The 17851-nt window shown below is 33.7% G+C and carries 20 protein-coding genes; 18 read left to right on the top strand and 2 right to left on the bottom strand.

Annotation, left to right across the window (positions count from 1 at the left end):
- Positions 1 to 28: 28 nt before the first annotated feature.
- The 14 genes from FR7_RS15525 to FR7_RS15465 all read left to right on the top strand — a co-directional run bounded on the left by FR7_RS15525 (position 29) and on the right by FR7_RS15465 (position 10072).
- Positions 29 to 547: a hypothetical protein gene (locus FR7_RS15525; protein WP_007933077.1), complete on the top strand. Its 519-nt coding sequence runs from the start codon at positions 29 to 31 to the stop codon at positions 545 to 547.
- Positions 540 to 914 carry a low molecular weight protein tyrosine phosphatase family protein gene (locus tag FR7_RS15520; RefSeq protein ID WP_017531517.1) on the top strand — a complete coding sequence of 125 codons (375 nt, stop codon included), beginning with the start codon at positions 540 to 542 and terminating at the stop codon, positions 912 to 914. The genes FR7_RS15525 and FR7_RS15520 overlap by 8 nt, the downstream gene beginning before the upstream one ends.
- A 119-nt stretch (positions 915 to 1033) precedes the next feature.
- Positions 1034 to 1621 carry a hypothetical protein gene (locus FR7_RS15515; protein WP_007933062.1) on the top strand — a complete coding sequence of 196 codons (588 nt, stop codon included), beginning with the start codon at positions 1034 to 1036 and terminating at the stop codon, positions 1619 to 1621.
- On the top strand, positions 1612 to 1803 hold the full coding sequence (locus FR7_RS15510) for a hypothetical protein (RefSeq protein ID WP_017531516.1): 192 nt from the start codon (positions 1612 to 1614) through the stop codon (positions 1801 to 1803). Before FR7_RS15515 ends, FR7_RS15510 begins: the two co-directional genes overlap by 10 nt.
- A 612-nt stretch (positions 1804 to 2415) precedes the next feature.
- Entirely contained in the window at positions 2416 to 2763 is a 348-nt protein-coding gene (locus FR7_RS15505) for a DUF6155 family protein (protein WP_255348814.1), read from the top strand.
- Complete coding sequence (locus FR7_RS15500; protein ID WP_007933056.1) at positions 2747 to 2950, top strand: hypothetical protein; 204 nt, start codon at positions 2747 to 2749, stop codon at positions 2948 to 2950. The genes FR7_RS15505 and FR7_RS15500 overlap by 17 nt, the downstream gene beginning before the upstream one ends.
- A gap of 78 nt (positions 2951 to 3028) precedes the next feature.
- Entirely contained in the window at positions 3029 to 3364 is a 336-nt protein-coding gene (locus FR7_RS15495) for a nucleotidyltransferase domain-containing protein (protein ID WP_007933054.1), read from the top strand.
- Positions 3354 to 3761, top strand: a complete 408-nt coding sequence (locus FR7_RS15490; RefSeq protein WP_007933052.1) for a HEPN domain-containing protein — start codon at positions 3354 to 3356, stop codon at positions 3759 to 3761. Before FR7_RS15495 ends, FR7_RS15490 begins: the two co-directional genes overlap by 11 nt.
- A 206-nt stretch (positions 3762 to 3967) precedes the next feature.
- Positions 3968 to 6121, top strand: a complete 2154-nt coding sequence (locus FR7_RS15485) for a TOTE conflict system archaeo-eukaryotic primase domain-containing protein (RefSeq protein WP_237769536.1) — start codon at positions 3968 to 3970, stop codon at positions 6119 to 6121.
- On the top strand, positions 6091 to 6870 hold the full coding sequence (locus FR7_RS24240) for a phospholipase D-like domain-containing protein (protein WP_237769535.1): 780 nt from the start codon (positions 6091 to 6093) through the stop codon (positions 6868 to 6870). Before FR7_RS15485 ends, FR7_RS24240 begins: the two co-directional genes overlap by 31 nt.
- Positions 6871 to 7299: 429 nt before the next feature.
- A complete protein-coding gene (locus FR7_RS15480) occupies positions 7300 to 7734 on the top strand; it encodes a MarR family winged helix-turn-helix transcriptional regulator (protein WP_007933048.1) in 435 nt (144 codons plus the stop codon).
- A gap of 276 nt (positions 7735 to 8010) precedes the next feature.
- Positions 8011 to 8637 (top strand): HXXEE domain-containing protein, encoded by a 627-nt coding sequence (locus FR7_RS15475; protein WP_007933047.1) that lies wholly within the window; start codon positions 8011 to 8013, stop codon positions 8635 to 8637.
- 822 nt (positions 8638 to 9459) lie between these two features.
- On the top strand, positions 9460 to 9798 hold the full coding sequence (locus FR7_RS15470; RefSeq protein ID WP_007933046.1) for an AbrB/MazE/SpoVT family DNA-binding domain-containing protein: 339 nt from the start codon (positions 9460 to 9462) through the stop codon (positions 9796 to 9798).
- Complete coding sequence (locus tag FR7_RS15465) at positions 9791 to 10072, top strand: type II toxin-antitoxin system RelE/ParE family toxin (protein ID WP_007933045.1); 282 nt, start codon at positions 9791 to 9793, stop codon at positions 10070 to 10072. Before FR7_RS15470 ends, FR7_RS15465 begins: the two co-directional genes overlap by 8 nt.
- A 389-nt stretch (positions 10073 to 10461) precedes the next feature.
- On the opposite strand, the gene FR7_RS15460 is transcribed toward FR7_RS15465, so the two are convergent.
- Entirely contained in the window at positions 10462 to 11301 is an 840-nt protein-coding gene (locus tag FR7_RS15460) for a hypothetical protein (RefSeq protein WP_007933044.1), read from the bottom strand.
- Between the two features lie 754 nt (positions 11302 to 12055).
- Here FR7_RS15460 and FR7_RS24235 point away from each other — a divergent pair.
- The 4 genes from FR7_RS24235 (at position 12056) to FR7_RS15445 (ending at position 15992) form a co-directional block, all read left to right on the top strand.
- Entirely contained in the window at positions 12056 to 12226 is a 171-nt protein-coding gene (locus tag FR7_RS24235; protein ID WP_237715614.1) for a hypothetical protein, read from the top strand.
- 36 nt (positions 12227 to 12262) lie between these two features.
- Positions 12263 to 13447 (top strand): MFS transporter, encoded by a 1185-nt coding sequence (locus FR7_RS15455; RefSeq protein ID WP_007933043.1) that lies wholly within the window; start codon positions 12263 to 12265, stop codon positions 13445 to 13447.
- Positions 13448 to 13991: 544 nt separating this feature from the next.
- Positions 13992 to 14708 carry a helix-turn-helix transcriptional regulator gene (locus tag FR7_RS15450; protein WP_007933041.1) on the top strand — a complete coding sequence of 239 codons (717 nt, stop codon included), beginning with the start codon at positions 13992 to 13994 and terminating at the stop codon, positions 14706 to 14708.
- Positions 14709 to 14843: 135 nt separating this feature from the next.
- On the top strand, positions 14844 to 15992 hold the full coding sequence (locus tag FR7_RS15445) for an MFS transporter (RefSeq protein WP_237769534.1): 1149 nt from the start codon (positions 14844 to 14846) through the stop codon (positions 15990 to 15992).
- A gap of 272 nt (positions 15993 to 16264) precedes the next feature.
- Here the strand turns inward: FR7_RS15445 and tnpC are convergent, their stop codons facing one another.
- Positions 16265 to 17800: an IS66 family transposase gene (tnpC, locus tag FR7_RS15440; protein WP_064448913.1), complete on the bottom strand. Its 1536-nt coding sequence runs from the start codon at positions 17798 to 17800 to the stop codon at positions 16265 to 16267.
- Between the last annotated feature and the right edge of the window lie 51 nt (positions 17801 to 17851).

The following is a 17851-nucleotide window of genomic DNA, read 5'->3' as shown; positions in this document are numbered from 1 at the left end:
AGTAAAATGCGGATGTGAGAGGTTATATATGCAACTTGAAAATAATTTAAAAGACAAACTAATGAATTTGAATTTTCATGATAGCGAAATTAGAAAAGTCGAAGTTGTTACTTGTAATGGAAACGAACGGAAATGCATTTTGCTTATAGACTATTATAATTGGGAAAACAATGAGAATTGCAATTCTCATTGGCAGTGGCGTAAACTACAAATTACATTCGATTTTCTAAGTCATATTGAGTGGTATGTTCCAGATTTGGTCAATAGACATTCAGACATATTGGACGTAGAATTTGATTGTAAAATTGAAGAATTATATCTTCGCGAGAGAAAACTAAACGAAAAGTATCCAGGATATGTATCCCCTATCTTTGATTTAGCAAAAGGATATCTTTCAATAAAATTTAATCTGTCTAATTTCGATGATGTTACAGGTAAACAAGCTTATTTGTTGCTAATTGGTTCAAGTGTTAATTTAGAGTGGTTGACAAATGAGTGTCGCCAAGGGAGTATTCATATACTTGCTAATTCTAAGGTGGATGAATAGGATTGTTAATCTAATTAAGGGGGCAGAAAATATTAAACTATTATTTGTATGCAGTAAGAATAAGTGGCGTAGTCTAACTGCCGAGAAAATATTTAACGGTGTTAATGGTTATGATGTTAGGTCAGCAGGTACGGAAGATAAAGCTCGTGTAAAAATAACAGGTGGGCATATTGGTTGGGCAGATTTGATTTTTGTAATGGAGAAGAAGCATGTAAGAAGGCTGCAAGAACGGTTTAAAGATAGCCTTTCCCATAAGAAAATTATCTGTCTTAATATTCCGGATGACTATCAATTTATGGATAGTGAATTAATTGAACTTCTTATATCCTCCGTATCAGAACATATTGAATTACCTATGATGATTTAGATTAATAACCAACTGGATAGTAGATTGTTGGCGTAGTTCTATTGATGTTATATCTAATGAAGCATAACTCTATAGCAATCAAATGAGTATTATGATTATCTAAAAAGGAAGAAAAAATAATGTTAAATTATGAGCATGAAACCAAGATCATTAATGATAGATATTTGAAGCAATATATTTTTTATGATTACTTTCATGACAGCATTATTCACAATGTAAATATATATAGTAACGGCAGAACTTTAGCTATTGAGTTGTCTTGTGAACGGGAATGGCCGGAATCTGAACGAAAAAGATACATGTTTGATACGAAATACCAATATACATTGATATTTGGGAATTGTAGACATATTGAATATCAACGTGATAATGTTGGTAAACCTGCTGAATACATCAATGGAAGATTTAAAGATACAGCAAAACTTAGGCAGATTATTGTAAGGACAAGAAAAAAACATTATCATCTTAGAATTCAACTGGCAGATGGCTTTTTAGATTTAATTTTTAGTAAATTTTCAATTGAAAAACTGGAAGGTAAAATAGACTTGCCAGCTAGAATTGAAGCAAGATGGTATTTTGATTGGGTCTTAAAGAAATTTGAAAATGATAATATTGAGGAAATTCGTAGAATAGCTGAATTTGGAGACCTCTCTATAAAAGCCTATGCCTTAGAGTATCTATGGAGAGTGCCTATGATTTGGCTATAAAAGCATTAAGCGACAAAGATGCTTGGATTAGTGCCACCTTTATTATTGGAGAAATTGGTGACTTCGCTGCAGTATCATACTTGGCAAATCTATTAAACAATGTTGAATATTACTCATTAACTTGTCGGCATATTAATGATGCTATTGAAAAAATTATATTGGATAAGAAGAGCTTGATATGAATGCTGTTGCAGAGATTATCAATTAACACATAGGTTGGTTGCAAAAAGATAGAGATACTGATTGATTATAGAATGATGTGAAAATAGACGTTGGTCAAATTGAATAATGTCTATTTTAAGGTTTATCAAGCAACGTGGCATGTCATGGAAGTGATAACATGAGACGCAAAGCTAGAGAACTAATAGACTCAGAGCTTCCTCCGGTTAAGAACGCTTGTCCTTCAGTGGCATGTTATAGAAGTATATAAAAAGAGGTTCTAAGCCAGATGACTCATGGACTCATCGTTTAAAAGAATATTGTTTTTTCAATGGCATGTAATGGAATACGAAATGACATGTCATGGAACAGATTACAGAGCCATGCAGGGCTTGGTTTTACTGGCTTTTCAAAACTTGTAAACAGTGTTTTAAGTGACCTTGGTGCCATGTCCATGAAAGTAACATTTTTGATTATGATAGTCAGACAAAATGACATAAAATCCTGCCAGTTTAGTACTCTGACTAGCAGGATTTTGACTTTTTTAAGAAGAAGTATAATATATTACTATAGGAGTAATTTGTCGCCATTTATTAAATTTATATTGGGGTATTAATTAACATGCAGCAGTTAAAATAGGAGATTTAAAAAAATATTTATCGAGTAAAAATCAAACAGAATTGATTAAAGAAGTATTAGAATTATGCAAAATATTTCCGAATGTAAAAGAATATTATGCAGCAAATATAGTCCCTGATTTTGAACAAGAAGCTTTAGAGAAATATAAGAAAATAATTGAAAATGAGTTTTTTCCGGCACGAGGATTCGGTAAATTAAGGTATTCTGAGATGAATAAGGCGCTTAATAGTTTTAAAAAAATTTCAAAATCGACAACTCATATTGCGGATTTAATGATCTCGTGTGTTGAGTTTGGTGTTCAGTTTACGAATGCCTATGGAGATATCGATGAGAGATATCGATGAGCGTTTTTATAATAAAATATTAACAATGTATGAAGGTGCAGCCGTTTACGTAGTAAAAGGCAACGTTAGAAGACGTATTTCAAGTACGATTCCGCAAGGTTATGAAAGAAAGGGACGGAATAGGTTGGGGATTTTCAAGGAATTAACCGAAATATACTATTCTTATTTTGAAGAGCAAGAAGAATAGTAAAAACAATTCATAAGGCACAGTTTTTGTAAAATACCTTAGAAATGTGATAAGATATAAGTATAAGGGGGTGCTGATATGAGACAAGAGAAAGTAAATGCTAAAGATGCATTGGAAAATGCTATCATTGCTATTCAAAACAGCGTAAACCCGCAGAAAATATATTTGTTTGGTTCTTATGCAGATAACACATATACGGATGAAAGCGATCTTGACTTATGCATCGTTACTTCTTTACGGGGTTTACGTAAAATTGATATTTTACGTAAAATTAGAAAAGCGATGGTACACGATGTAAATATGCCTATCGATTTACTGGTATATGATGATGATGATTTTAATGAACGATCGATACTTACGACAACTATGGAGCATAAGATTGTCAAAGAAGGAGTACTCCTGTATGAACAATGAGACTATTGCTCGTGAGTGGTTTCGTTATGCTATGCAAGATTTAGCCTCAGCTAATTATTTGCAGGGTATGCAGCCGATTCCTGTTGAAATTATTTGTTACCATTGTCAACAAAGTGTTGAAAAATATTTAAAAGGATTTATTTCTCTAAAGGGTGGTAACATTCGAAAAACACATGATCTGGTTGATTTGAATAAAGGTTGCTCCGAATATGACAGCGCTTTTTTAGTAATTGAAGAAGATTGCTTAAACTTAAGTGATTATGGTGTTCATGCAAGATATCCATTTAATTTAGAGCTAAACGAAAGTGATGCTTTATTAGCGATAACGAGCGCTGAGCGAGTACAAACTTTCTTGCAAGAAAAATTGTTTTCAGACCAATCAATTTCAAAAAAATAAAATGCAATAGGTATTAGCGCAATGCTGATACTTTTTTTGTATATGAAATATAAACATTTCCATTAAAAATACTCGATTTAAAATATGAATTGGATTTATAGAAAAATTGGTTATAATAGGAAATATACGATCAAAAGCATTAGAATTATTAATGCGTGGACTTGGAATAGTTGCGTATATAATAATGCTCTAATAGGGAGAAAACTATGGATTATGATGAGTTGTTCAAAAAATATCAGTCATTGCTCGTTGAAATCAATGCTTTAAGGGCTGAAAACAAAAAACTGAAGGGACAACTTGGTATTATAGAGCAGCCAGCGGTTGTTATTTCTGATAAAATATCCGAGGCTATGCTTGCATCTGTAATCAATCAAAGAAGCGAGGCTAACCGAAAAATAGAACTGTATCGATCGCTCTTTAGAGGCAGGAATGACGTTTATGCTAAAAGATGGAAAAATAGAGAGGGGAAATCGGGGTATACTCCTGTTTGTTTGAATGAATGGAAAGCAGGCGTATGCTGTAAACCAAAAGTGAAATGTTCAGAATGCTCTCATAAATCTTATGGGAGCCTAGATGAAAGAGTTATTGAGCAACATCTTAAGGGAAATATTGTAGCGGGGATCTATCCGATGTGTCTTGATGAAACTTGTTATTTTTTAGCGATTGATTTTGATGATGATGGCTGGGAAGAGGACGTTGCAGTGCTAAGAGGTGTATGTAAAGAGCATAATATTCCTGTTGCAATTGAACGTTCACGTTCCGGAAGTGGCGCGCATGCCTGGTTTTTCTTTGAAAAGCAAATATCTGCAACTTTAGCACGGAAATTTGGAACAGCTTTACTTACCTATGCAATGAATCAACGACATGAAATAACATTTAAATCGTATGATCGTCTTTTTCCTAATCAAGATACCATGCCCAAAGGAGGATTAGGTAATTTAATTGCGCTTCCACTGCAAATGGCAGCAAGGAAAGATGGTAATAGCGTTTTTATCGATGACAATTTTACACCATATGTTGATCAATGGGAATTTTTGAGCGATATAAAAAAGCTATCTGAAGATATCATTGAAACTTTGATTGCGAGTTTATGTCAAGGAAATGAATTGGGACCATTGAAAAGTGATGATGAAGAAAAGGCAAAACCATGGGAAACAAATATCGTATTAGCAAAATTGGGAAAAAATGATTTCCCTCAGAAAGTCACAGTTGTTAAAGCTAATATGCTGTATATATTTAAGATGGATTTTTCACAGAGAGCGTTAAATAACTTAAAAAGGTTGGCAGCTTTTAGAAATCCAGAATTTTATAAAGCTCAGGCTATGCGTATGCCGACTTTTAACAAACCAAGGATCATATCATGTTCGGATGAAACAGAGGAATATTTGTGTTTGCCACGAGGTTGTGAAGCAGATGTAAACAAATTATTTAATGAAGCCAAAATTGATGTAGATTGGGTAGATAAAACGAATTGTGGTAGGAATATTGATGTTGAGTTTGATGGAAAGTTGAAAGAAGAACAGCAACTTGCAGTAAATGAGCTGATCAAATGCGATAACGGTGTGCTTTCAGCAACGACAGCTTTTGGCAAGACGGTTATTGCAGCAAATCTAATTGCTGAGCGTAAGGTAAATACACTTGTTTTAGTTCATAGGCAGCAGTTATTATCTCAGTGGAAAGACAGGTTAACGGAGTTTTTACATATCAACGAAGAATTGCCAGTAGTATTGGAAACAAAGCGGGGCAGAAAAAAGAGTCAAAGTGTAATCGGTCAAATTGGTGCAGGAAAGGATAATTTAAGTGGTATTATTGATGTTGCAGTTATGCAATCGTTAAATAGCAGAGGTGAAGTAAAAGAATGCGTTAAAAATTATGGAATGATCATTGTTGATGAGTGTCACCACGTTTCAGCGTTTAGTTTTGAACAGATACTTAAAAGTGTAAATGCCAAATATGTATATGGACTAACTGCTACGCCCACAAGAAAGGATGGGCATCATCCGATTATTTTTATGCATTGTGGACCGAATAGGTATCAAGTTGATGCAAAAAAACAAGCAGAAAAAAGACCTTTTGAGCATTATGTTATACCGCGGTTTACCAGTTTCAGAGTCCCAATAGATAAAGATGAAAAAAAGATATCAATTCAAGAAATTTATGCTGAGGTAGTTTCTAATGAAATGCGCAACCAGCTTATAATTGATGACATAATAAAAGCTTATGAAAACGATAGAAATTCAATTGTGTTAACGGAAAGAACTGCTCATGTAGAATTGCTTGCAAAAAGATTGAGTGAGAGAATTCCTGATGTGATTGTATTAACAGGGGGATGGGAATTAAGGATACGCGGGAAAGACTAGCTGAAATATCTGCGACACCTTCTGATAAACAATTGACTATCATTGCGACTGGAAAATATATAGGTGAGGGTTTTGACGAGCCACGCCTTGATACTTTATTTTTAGTGATGCCTATTTCTTGGAAAGGGACATTGCAGCAGTATGCAGGCAGGCTTCATCGATTATACGAAAATAAGAATGAAGTACAAATATATGATTATGTTGATATCCATGTAAGAATGCTTGAAAAAATGTATCATAGAAGGCTTAATGGCTATGCTGCAATTGGTTACAAAGTGAAAAGTGGAAGTGCTTTAGTAGAGCACACAGAAATAATTTTTGACAAGAGTAATTTCTTACCAGTTTATAGCAATGATATTTTGAATGCTGTTAATGAGGTTATCATTATCAGTCCATTTGTTACCAAAAGGCGAATTGTACAGATGATTCAGTATCTAGCTGCCACAGTAAGCAGACAGGTAAAAGTAACTGTTATAACTAGACCTGCTGCAGACTTTAAAGAAAAGGATCAAAAGACTCTGCACGCTACTTTTGATATGTTAAAAGGGGTAGATATTAATATGTTATTCAAGTCCAATATACACCAGAAATTTGCGATTATTGATCAAAAAATAGTATGGTATGGAAGCATAAATCTTTTGAGTTATGGAAATGCAGAGGAAAGCATAATGCGGCTTGAAAGCGGTAATATCGCCAATGAACTAATGAGAAATATTGAGAAATTTGGGCAAGAGCATGACAGGTTATAGAAGAGAATTGGAAGAGTCTTTAAGGCAGATAACTTGTGGACTCATCGTTCAAGAGAGTTTGCTTTTTCAGTGGCATGTAATGGAATGCTAAATGACATGTCATGGAACATATGGTAAGCCTTGAATTTATTGGCTTTGCTGGCCTTTTAAGACTTGTAAACAGTGTTTTAAGTGACCTTGGTGCCACGTCCATAAAAGTAACATTTTGGACTCATGGAAATAGATTATAAAAGTTTTTTAGAACTAATAGTATGGTTTGGTGAGGTTTTTTATAAATATGTTTCGCATTGAAATTTTTTTAGACTAGTTGCAATAGTGGCATTATAAAAAATAACATAAGACTAATGTCACTCGTTTGGTGTTGACTTTTAGAATAATTTAACATATACTAAAAAAGAAGTTGTCAATGACAATTAAATGGAGGTGGAAATGAATTATATTCTAACCGATGCAATTAGTTTTTTAATCAGTAGAACATACGCAAGAATGAAAAACATATTCCTTAAAAAATTAAAAAAATATTGTATTACTCCTGAACAATGGGTTTTACTTTCCAAAATTTCGGAAAAAGAAGGAATTTCACCAACAGAATTATCGTTAGTATCACTTAGAGATAAACCCTATACTACACGGCTTATCGATAAATTAGAGGGAAATGATCTTATTTTTAAGGAGGAAAGTCAGAATGATAAACGTTCTTCGTTAATTTATCTGACTAAGCGAGGTGCGGAAATAAAAAAAGAAATTATCCCAATTGCTGATGAAATTAATGAATGGTTGGTTGAAAATATGGACGAGAAAGAAGTAGAGAAACTTAAAAGTTTATTGCATAAAATGTATGGTAATATTCAATCCCACAGCTAAGCCTAGAAAAGGCTGACTTTACAATGCTAAGAACATTGCTTGGCAATTAGATGTAATACAACAGCTTTTTTTGAGGATATATACCAGTACATGGCAATAATTAGCTGGGATGAAATCAGCTAATTATTTTTACAGATATAATTGTCAATGACAATTATATCTGTAGCGACTACTGTAAAAATATCACATTTTCTATTCAAATGATGAGAAAAGGGCATTGTATTTAAACATAAGTGGATAATTAGTTTTAAAAAATATAAGAAGAAGGTGTAGGATATGAATTATTTGAGAAAGTACTGGCAGGATATCGGTGGGATAGTAGCCTTGGCGGTGTGCATTGGATTACTCATTTTCCATCCGAATATGCAAGAAATTAACGTGATTCTATGGCTGAGCTTTGTTGCAATCCTCGTTCATCAATTTGAAGAGTACCGCTGGCCAGGCTTTTTTCCAGGGATTTTTAATATTGTAATATTTAAAAGTTCCATTCCAGATAAGTATCCTTTAAATGGTCAATCGGCTATGGTAATCAATGGTTTGATTGCCTATGGTTTCTATTTGCTCCCAATCTTTTTTACAGATCAGATATGGCTAGGTCTTGCACCAGTACTTATGGGCTTCTTCCAATTGATCTGGCATGGTCTGTTTGCCAATATAAAAATAAAGGGTATTTATAATCCTGGTTTACTCGCCGTTTTATTGCTCCATGTCCCAATAGGAACTTGGTATATCAACTACATTACCATGCATGGTTTAGTGACTGCTATCGATTGGATGTTAGGAATTACGTATTTTGCTGTAGCAACCTATATTCTGATTGTTAAAGACAACATGTGGATGAAAGATGAACAATCAAAATTTAGTTTCACAAAGAAACAATTAGGACCTTATAGTGCAAAGTGAAGAAGTGGTTACGGATTTAATAAATATGCCTCAATCTATACTAATATCCATACCAAAAAAATAAAATTAAAGTTTGATGAAAAGAGTAAAGTGTTTTACAAACTCGGCTTAATAGGTGAAGCGTTGATGTATTTAGGTTGTTGAGAAATTGCTAAAAAATAGAGATGACTATTAATTCTAATCGGATGATAAAAATTATTAGTAGTATATCTGGATATAAGTTTATCTGCTTTGGCAAAGAAGTAAAATGGTAGACAGGAAATTGAATGTGTTGTATGGTGACTATCAATTATAGGATAATATAATTTTTATGGATACTGCCATCCAAAGTGCTTCTATGGGATATGGGTGATTCTGGTTCACACTTTAATAGACATTGGTCAAATTATTGACCAATGTCTATTTTAAGGTTTATCAAGCAATGTGAAGTGTCATGGAAGGAAAGAAATTAGGTGTAAAGCTAGATAACTTATGGACTCAGAGCTTCCTCGAATTAAGAACGATTCTCCTTCAGTGGCATGTCATAGAAGTATATAAAAGGAGGTTCTAAGACAGATAACTTGTGGAATCATCGTTTAAAAGGAGCTTGTTTTTTTTATGGCGTGTAATGGAATAAGAAATGACATGTCATGGAACAGACAATAGAGCCTTATAAGGTTTGGTTTACTGGCTTTTTTAAACTTGTAAACAGTGTTTTAAGTGACCTTGGTGCCATGTCCATAAAAGTAATATTTTTTTTATGTGCAGAACTCTAATTATTTACAAATTGACGCAGATGTTATATAGTTATAGTAAGAAATCTTACTTCTTACGGAGGTGGCTATGATAGAATATGATGTAACAATAAGCAGCAAAGGGCAATTTGTTTTACCTAAGGAAGTACGAGATAAATTTAAACTATCTGCAGGTAGTAAAGTCAAAATCATTGTAGATGGAGAAACGATTACTCTTAAACCGCGTACCATAGCGGATGAACTAGAAGACTTAGTTCTTGCTGATATTGTAAAAAATGGTGAAGATATAACTAAAGAAATCATTCAAAAGTATCAAACAAAGCTAAATAAGGCATTCGATATAATGATTGCTGAAACCGAGCAGGAATATAGTAGAAAAGAATATATATCCTTGGCAAAGTTGAAACAGGAGAATGAAAATGTATGAAGTAGTTATCCTGAATTCGGCAGCAAAGCAACTTAGAAATCTTGACAAGCCAATTAAAAATAAAATTATTATAATTCTCGAAAAGATAGCAGAGAACCCTTTTGTTGGGGAGCGGTTAAAAGGTAATTTGACAGCGATTTATTCTTATCATTTGAAAATAGCAAGTGTTGAATATCGGATAGCATATCAAATAAAAGAGCAAGAAATTATCATAGTAATTATGCAGATTGGAACGCGAGAAAATTTCTATGAAGAACTAAAAAAGCGGGTTTAACTAAAAAAGTTTCAAGCGAATGTGGCTAAATGAGAAAATTATGCAACATGACATGTCATGGAAGTAGTTTTATGAGGCACAAATCCAGATAATTTATGGACTTAGAGCTTCATTAGTTTTCGATCTAAATCTGCTAGTGACATGTAATAGAATTGAATTGAAAAAGCACAAAGGTAGATAACTTAAGGACTCATCGTTCAATAGGATATTGTTTTTTTTTATGGCATGTAATGGAATGAGAAATGACATGTCATGGAATAGACAATAGAGCCTTACAGGGCTTGGTTTTACTAGCTTTTCAAAACTTGTAAACTGTGTTTTAAGTGACCTTGGTGCCATGTCCATAAAAGTAATATTTTGATTAAAATACATTCAATTAGAAATATTACTTATTCGTGATACTCAATTTTTCTTATCTGAATGGGAGACATACTGCGTATTTCAGGATAAGCTACATATGATTCCGTTCGCTTTAACCAATTTTCATATTTATCATAATCACTATAAAGGATGATTTTACACAATACTTGATCAGATCCCCTATAATCACGTATCTCTAGTAAACGTCCATCAACACCAAAGACGAAACATTCCTTTGATGAGAGAGTTAGTTGAGGATGATCTTTACCGGAGGCTTCATAAATATTTATTTCTTTGATGTGTCCATTAGTGTCATGGACAAACTCATTTCTTTTAACAGGAATACTATTTATGTTATAGTTGGTCCAGCCAACAAGTAATCCATTCTTGTCATACTCATAGACTCCGTAGCCGATGAAATCACCTGTGGGGCTATAGTGACTGCTTCCTTTGCTATATCCGGTTTCTGTTAGTTCGCCAGATACTTGCGGAGGATTGCTTGAATTTGAATAAACAGTATATGTATGCTTCGAATCATCGTAAACTGTATTAATACTCACCTGTCTCCCAGAAGGAGTAATTTTTTCGCTTGTGAGCATTCGGCCCTTTTCATCATAAGTCATCAGCAAGTTATATTTTGGTAATTCCATACTTTCGCGGTATCCATTACTTCTATATGTAAATATGCTTGCAATAGATGAACTTTCACCAAAAAAATTAGTAACCTTTTTTACTGGTCCTAGAAGGTTTTCTGTATCCCTGTCCGTAATTAATTTATGACCGTTACTTGCTTCTTGTGCGTACGAAATGCTACAGAGTATAAGTAAGGTTGCTAAAAGGTATAAAGTAATCAATCTTTTAATATGCATCACACTTTCCTCACTTCAATGGTATAGTGGTTCATTCTATACCAGTAGTTCTGATTTTAAACGTCTTTACTATTTTCAACAAAATTATATAATAAGTATGAATTTTTAACAATTCCATGTGTTAGCAAATGTAATAGAACGAAGCACAAAACTCTAAAAGAGATCAGTTAATGTCCTTTAAGGTAACCTGTAGTAGGCTGCTACTTTTTTAAAGGATTTTATAACTTCTAGAAGAAGTAGCAATAAATAGTAGAAGATTTTTTTGAAAATGACTCACGTCATGACTTATGGATAAATTCGCCCGAAACATGTAGAATTTGATTGCAAAATTGAAGAACTATGTCATCGTGAGAGAAAATTAAAGGAAAAGTATTTAAAATATGTATGTATCACCTATATTTGATTTAGGAGAAGGATATCTTTCAATAAAATTTAATCTATCTAATTTTGATGATGTTACAGGTAAACAATCTTATTTATTGCTAATTGGCTCAAGTGTCAAATAGTGTAGCCAAGGGAGTATTCATATACTTGCTAATTCTAAGGTGGATGAATAGGAGTGTTAATCTAATTAAGGGGGGCAGAGAATATTAAACTATTATTTGTATGCAGTAAGAATAAGTGGCGGAGTCTAACCGCCGAGAAAATATTTCACGGTGTTAATGGTTATGATGTTAGATCAGCAGGTACGGAAGATAAAGCTCGTATAAAAATAACAAGTGGGCATATTGGTTGGGCAGATTTGATTTTTGTAATGGAGAAGAAACATGTAAGAAGGCTGCAAGAACGGTTTAAAGATAGTCTTACCCATAAGAAGATTATCTGTCTTAATATTCCCGATGACTATCAATTTATGGATAGTGAATTAATTGAACTTCTCATATGCTCTGTATCAGAGTATGCTGAATTACCTGTGATGATGTAGATTAATAACTTTTTATTTCTAAGGAGGGACATTTACATGTTTCGAGATAAAACTCTCTTAGGATTAATATCTGCCGTCTTTTTAATGATGGTAGGAGTAGGCATGATTGTTGCATTATTGCCTCAAAGGATTATTGATTTGGATGGAAATGGTCAGTCAGTAGGGTTTTTAGCATCTACCTTTGCAATTTCTTACATTGTACTGCAAGTACCCATAGGTACTTTATCAGATAAGTTAGGTTTTAAGCCTTTTCTTATACTTGGATATTTACTATGTTTTATCACTGGTTTCTTCTTTTATATCTCAAGTAGTTCGATTATGATTTTTTTATCAAGGTTTCTTCAAGGGGCTGGAGAAGCACCAATATGGGCTTTAGCACCTGCCTTGTTATCATTGAAATTTCCTCTTGCAAAGGGAAAAGTAATGGGAATGTATAATGCAGTAATTCACCTTGGACTCACCATAGGCCCTATATTAGGAGTATTATTAGCTAAAGTGTGGAAGGCAAATGAGGTTTTTCTCGTTTATGCTATATTATGTTTATTAGGCGCAGTCATAATCTATTTATTTGTTGATAGTGCTAATAAACGAGATATTAAATTAAATAAATCTGTTGATTTTAATAATATTTTTAAGCTTATAAGTGATAGGCAAGCATTATTAGCTCTAGTAGGAATCACTTTGTATGGAGCAGGATATGGTATTTTTCTTACGTCAATCCCTACGTTTTTATTACAGGATAAAGGTTTTAGTTCAGTATACATTGGAATATTCTTTTCATTATTTTATGTTGCTATAAGTATTTCGCAGGTTGTTACAGGTTCTTTATCAGACAAATTTGGTCCTAATTTATTTATGATAATAGGGCTAATTTTAGCAGCTGTTGGAATATTTTCAGTTCCTCTACTAGATTCATCATGGATATTGATTATGCTAACCTTTGCTAGTCTTGGCTTAGGTATTTTTTATCTTGCATCAATGGCATTTTTAAATGAAACTGTGGCGGAATCTTTAAAAGGCACAATTTCAGGAGCATACTATTTATTTTGGGGAATCGGTATGTTCTTTGGTCCTCCTGTCTTAACTATGATTGCTCAATATATTACTTTTAAATTAGCACTGGTTGCTTATGCAGTAATATTAATTATTACTGCATCTGGAATGGCTATAATTATGAATTCTAAAAGAAGTGTACCAAATAGAGCTTATGTCAAAGAATAATGGAAACTTAAAATTATATAAATTTGGTAAGATACTGTGGATGTAAATTGACGTTTTCCACTTAGTTTAAAAATATTAATTTTCTAAACTAAGTATAGTTATAAGAAAACAAATATTACCAAACTCCATTTAGTCTAGAAGAATGTTAAAGATGTCCAGTGATAGTGGAAAAAATATTATCAATTTGTTAATTATAAAAATATTCGATGTAAAATAAAGGGATTATGCTAAGAAAGCTTCATAGAGTGACAATTTTATTATATTCCCACTTTATCTGGCATAATATTACTAAAAATAATAAAAATGGAATTTGTTATTTGCAATATTTAATAATATTATATAGCTAATCCAATAATTAATAAAAAGTTTCTTGAAAGAATTGTATCGACAGTAATCCGTATTGATGAAAGTTTATAATAGCAGTTTAAAAGAATATGATTCAAGAAGTCTAGTAATAGATAAAGGCTTACTCTGATATTTAAGAGGATCTGAATGAGTTACAAGAATATTTAAAATCGGTTTAATTGGAGGGGGAATTAGTGCAGTGCGGCAAGTTAACTCTTCATTTGCAGAAAAAGTATGTTTTATTGATATTAAACATACTCATATCCATGCTTTTGGGCATTTAATACTGCCGCTTCGAGGTACATTAAACTTACAGGCGAGCCAGAAATCAATTATCGTTGACCAGCAACATATCCTGTTGTTGCCTCCTGCATGTGAACATAGTTATTATGCTAAGGAACGAAATGAATTTTTAGTGTTTTTTATCCCTCGCAATATGTTTTCACATAATGGAGTCGATGAAGTGAAACATTTAGAGTTTGATGAACGCTGGCGTGCATTACGTTTTTTGATGCTGAGCGAATGCCAAAACAAACAGACAAATACGGCTGCGATTAATCAGTTACTTTATTATTCTTTTCAGTTGATACAGCAAAATCACAAATATCCGTCAATTCGTTATCTTCATGAGAATTATCATACTGGTATCTCGCTTGAAACTTTAGCCCTATTAGAACATTATCATGTTGGTTATTACAGCCAGTGGTTTCAAAAAAAGATGGGAGTTAGTGTGCAGATATATCTACAAAAATTAAGGATAGAAGGCGCTAAACAATTACTACGAGAAACGAATTATACCATTTTGGAGATTGCCCAAGAAGTCGGGTATGAACATCAAGCATCATTAACAAGGATATTTAAGCAGTTTGAAGGAATTACCCCCAGTGTTTATCGTAGTAATTCCATAAATAAGTAAAAATGATCTTATATGCGGTTAAATGTACAATTTTTATTGTGATTATAATTAAGTAAGGCTGATGCCTTGCTTTTTTTATTATTAACAAAGATTTGAGGGGGGATAAAAGTGTTTAAGCATAGTCAGTTATTAGTATTGAGTGTTGCTGCCTTTTTGCTTATGTTGGGAGATGGAATGGTTCTTGCGTTATTGCCACAAACGGTTATAACGTTGGCTAATTCAAGTTCATTAGTTGGATACTTGGCATCCACATATGCTTTTGCACAGGTAGCATCACAACTTCCTATTGGTGTATTTGCAGACCGGTGGGGATTCAAATTTTTTGTATTGATGGGATATATATTAAGCGTTATTGCTGGACTGTTATTCTACTCTACTAATAGTGTGAATTTGATATTTTGTGGAAGGATATTACAAGGTATTGGTGAGGCACCAATACTAAGTTTGGCTCCAGCTGTGTTATCACTTCGATATCCGGAGAATAAAGGAAAGGCAATTGGTGTGTATAATGCCTCAATTTACTTAGGGATGACCATAGGGCCATTTCTACGAGTGGTATTATTCAAAACTTGGTCTGATAACCAAATTTTTTTATTTTATGCTATATTGTGTGTTGCAGGAGCTATTATTATTGCTTGCAGCATGAAAAATAAACTAAAAAATCAAAATGTAGTTACAGAAACTATAACAATAAAAAGTCTCTTAGCTTTAACGAGAAATCCACAAATTCTGGCTGTGCTTTCGGGTATTGCCTTATATGGAGCGGGATTTGGTATATTTATGACAATAATTCCAGCATTCCTCATTCTTGTAAAAGGCTATAGTCAATCATACATTAACATATTTTTCTCACTATTTTATATTGCAATTAGTATGGCACAGATAGTGATTGGCTGCTTATCTGATAGATTGGGACGTCAAGTCTTTATGATAGTTGGCATGTTAGCAGCAGCGGGAGGATTAGCAATATCTTTATATTTTGATCATTTTGCACTTACTGCAGCTTTATGTTTTTCTAGTTTCGGATTAGGAACCTATTACTTAGCTTCGATGGCGTTTCTAAATGAAAAAGTATCTGATGGTAATAAAGGAGCCATTACAGGAATATATTATCTTTTCTGGGGAATCGGTATGTTTTGGGGTCCTCTGATTTTGAATAGTTATATAGAAGAAAATAGTTATAGCTTGGGATTCTATATTTTTTCAGAGATGTTGGTTATACAAGCTATTGTACTTTTTGCTTCTAAGTTTTATCCCTTTCAAGCAACGAAAGAAGTGTTATAAGAATTACAGAAGATTTCAAAAACTATAGGAGAAAAAATCAATAGCATATAAGTAATGGAACCCCTACAAAAGGGAATGGTTTAAAGAGTAATAGGAGCTGAGTTTCTACGGATATAAGGATAGACTCTTTTTATTCTAAAGAAATATAGTTATGTAAAATTTTTAATCTATTGCTTTTTAAGTTTACTTATCATTGCTTTAAAGGTAAGCGTAAAACAACTAGGTGGGTAGAAAAATAGCAACCACTGAGATATACTCTAGTGGTTGCTTCATTATTTACAAATTTGTTGAACTTCTGGATTCCACGGTAAATAATCTTCTAGAAGTTCAGGATACCGATGGAACTGTGCTCCAGGAAGATTCTTTAAAATGAAGTGCAAATATTTATAAGGATCTAATCCATTGGCTTTTGCAGTTTCAATGATGCTGTAAACAGCAGCACTAGCGGCTGCGCCTTTGGGGCTGCCACTGAATAGCCAATTTTTGCGTCCTATGGTAAAGGGACGAATACTGTTTTCAGCCAAATTGTTAGAAATAGAGCAGTTACCATCTTTAAGGTAATTCATCAACCCATCCTTTTGGTTTAAGGCATAATTCACTGCAGATCCTAACTTTGATTTAGGCAGAATCTGACCTTTGATAGAATCAATCCATAACCAAAAGGCCTCTAAAACAGGTATTTCCTGCTTCAGACGCTGTGCTTTTCGTTCTTCGGAGTTAAAGGATTCAAGTCCCTTTTCCAATTCAAAAAGTTTATTGATATATAAAATGCCTTGCTGTGGAATCGTTGATTCCGGACTTTGGATATCACTAGGAAGAGCATCTACAAAATTCCTACGTAGGTGCGTCCAGCAAAAACATCGTGTAATACCTGGTACTTTATTGTAACCAGAATAAGCATCCGTATGGAGATACCCTTTGAATCCTGTCAGGAATTTCTGTGGATATTTCCCATGTCTTCCTGGTTGATAGTCGAATATCCGTATTGGCGTCTTGCAATATTGGCCGGTAGAATATACCCACATGTAGGAAACTGTGGTATTCTTCCGGTCTTTTTCGTTCATGACTTGAACGGTAGTTTCATCTGCATGCAAATGAGTTTGTTGAATCATTTCTTGATGCATCCGATTCAGGATTGGCATTAGCCAATCCCTCGAGGCAACCATGATCCAGTTTGCCATTGTTGCACGACTGAGCGCGACCCCCATCGAGAGCCATTCTTTTTCCTGTCGATAAAGTGGGAGTGCATTGACGAACTTTTGATGCATAACCCAAGCAATTGTGGATGGTGATGCCATGGAATGCTGTAATACAGGAGATGGCATCGGGGATTTTTCCATGTATTCGCGGCCATCTTTACGACATTTTCTACATTCAAAGGTTTCACGGTAATAATCGATGACAATAACTTTTGCTGGAATGAATTCAATTTCAGTACGTACAAATTCTTCACCAATAGATACCAATGGTGTCTCACATATTTCGCAGAAACGGTCTTCGGCTACTAGTGTACAAAGGCGTTTGGTATGGGGAAGATTTTCTAATAGTTTTTCACGCTGACCTTTGAATGTTTTACGACGGTAACTCTCGACATCCTTTAGATCAGGTTCAGGAGCTTTTTTCTTAGCCTCTATTTCTGCTTCATCAAAAAGAGAGAGTTGTCCATCAAATAAAGCCGTTGTTTTTTCAGAGCTTCTGCCGAAGAGTTGGCGTGTCAAATAGGCAACCGTATCATGCAGACGTTTGTTCTCTAATTCTAATTGAGCTATGCGATTTTCTAATGGTGATTCTGGTATCGTTATGCTCATAATAATGATAATTCCTTCACGTTTCTTATATCCTTATTATACCATGAAAAC

Source organism: Pelosinus fermentans DSM 17108 (genome assembly GCF_000271485.2).
Lineage (GTDB): Bacteria > Bacillota > Negativicutes > DSM-13327 > DSM-13327 > Pelosinus > Pelosinus fermentans.
This window is presented reverse-complemented; position numbering and strand designations above follow the sequence as displayed.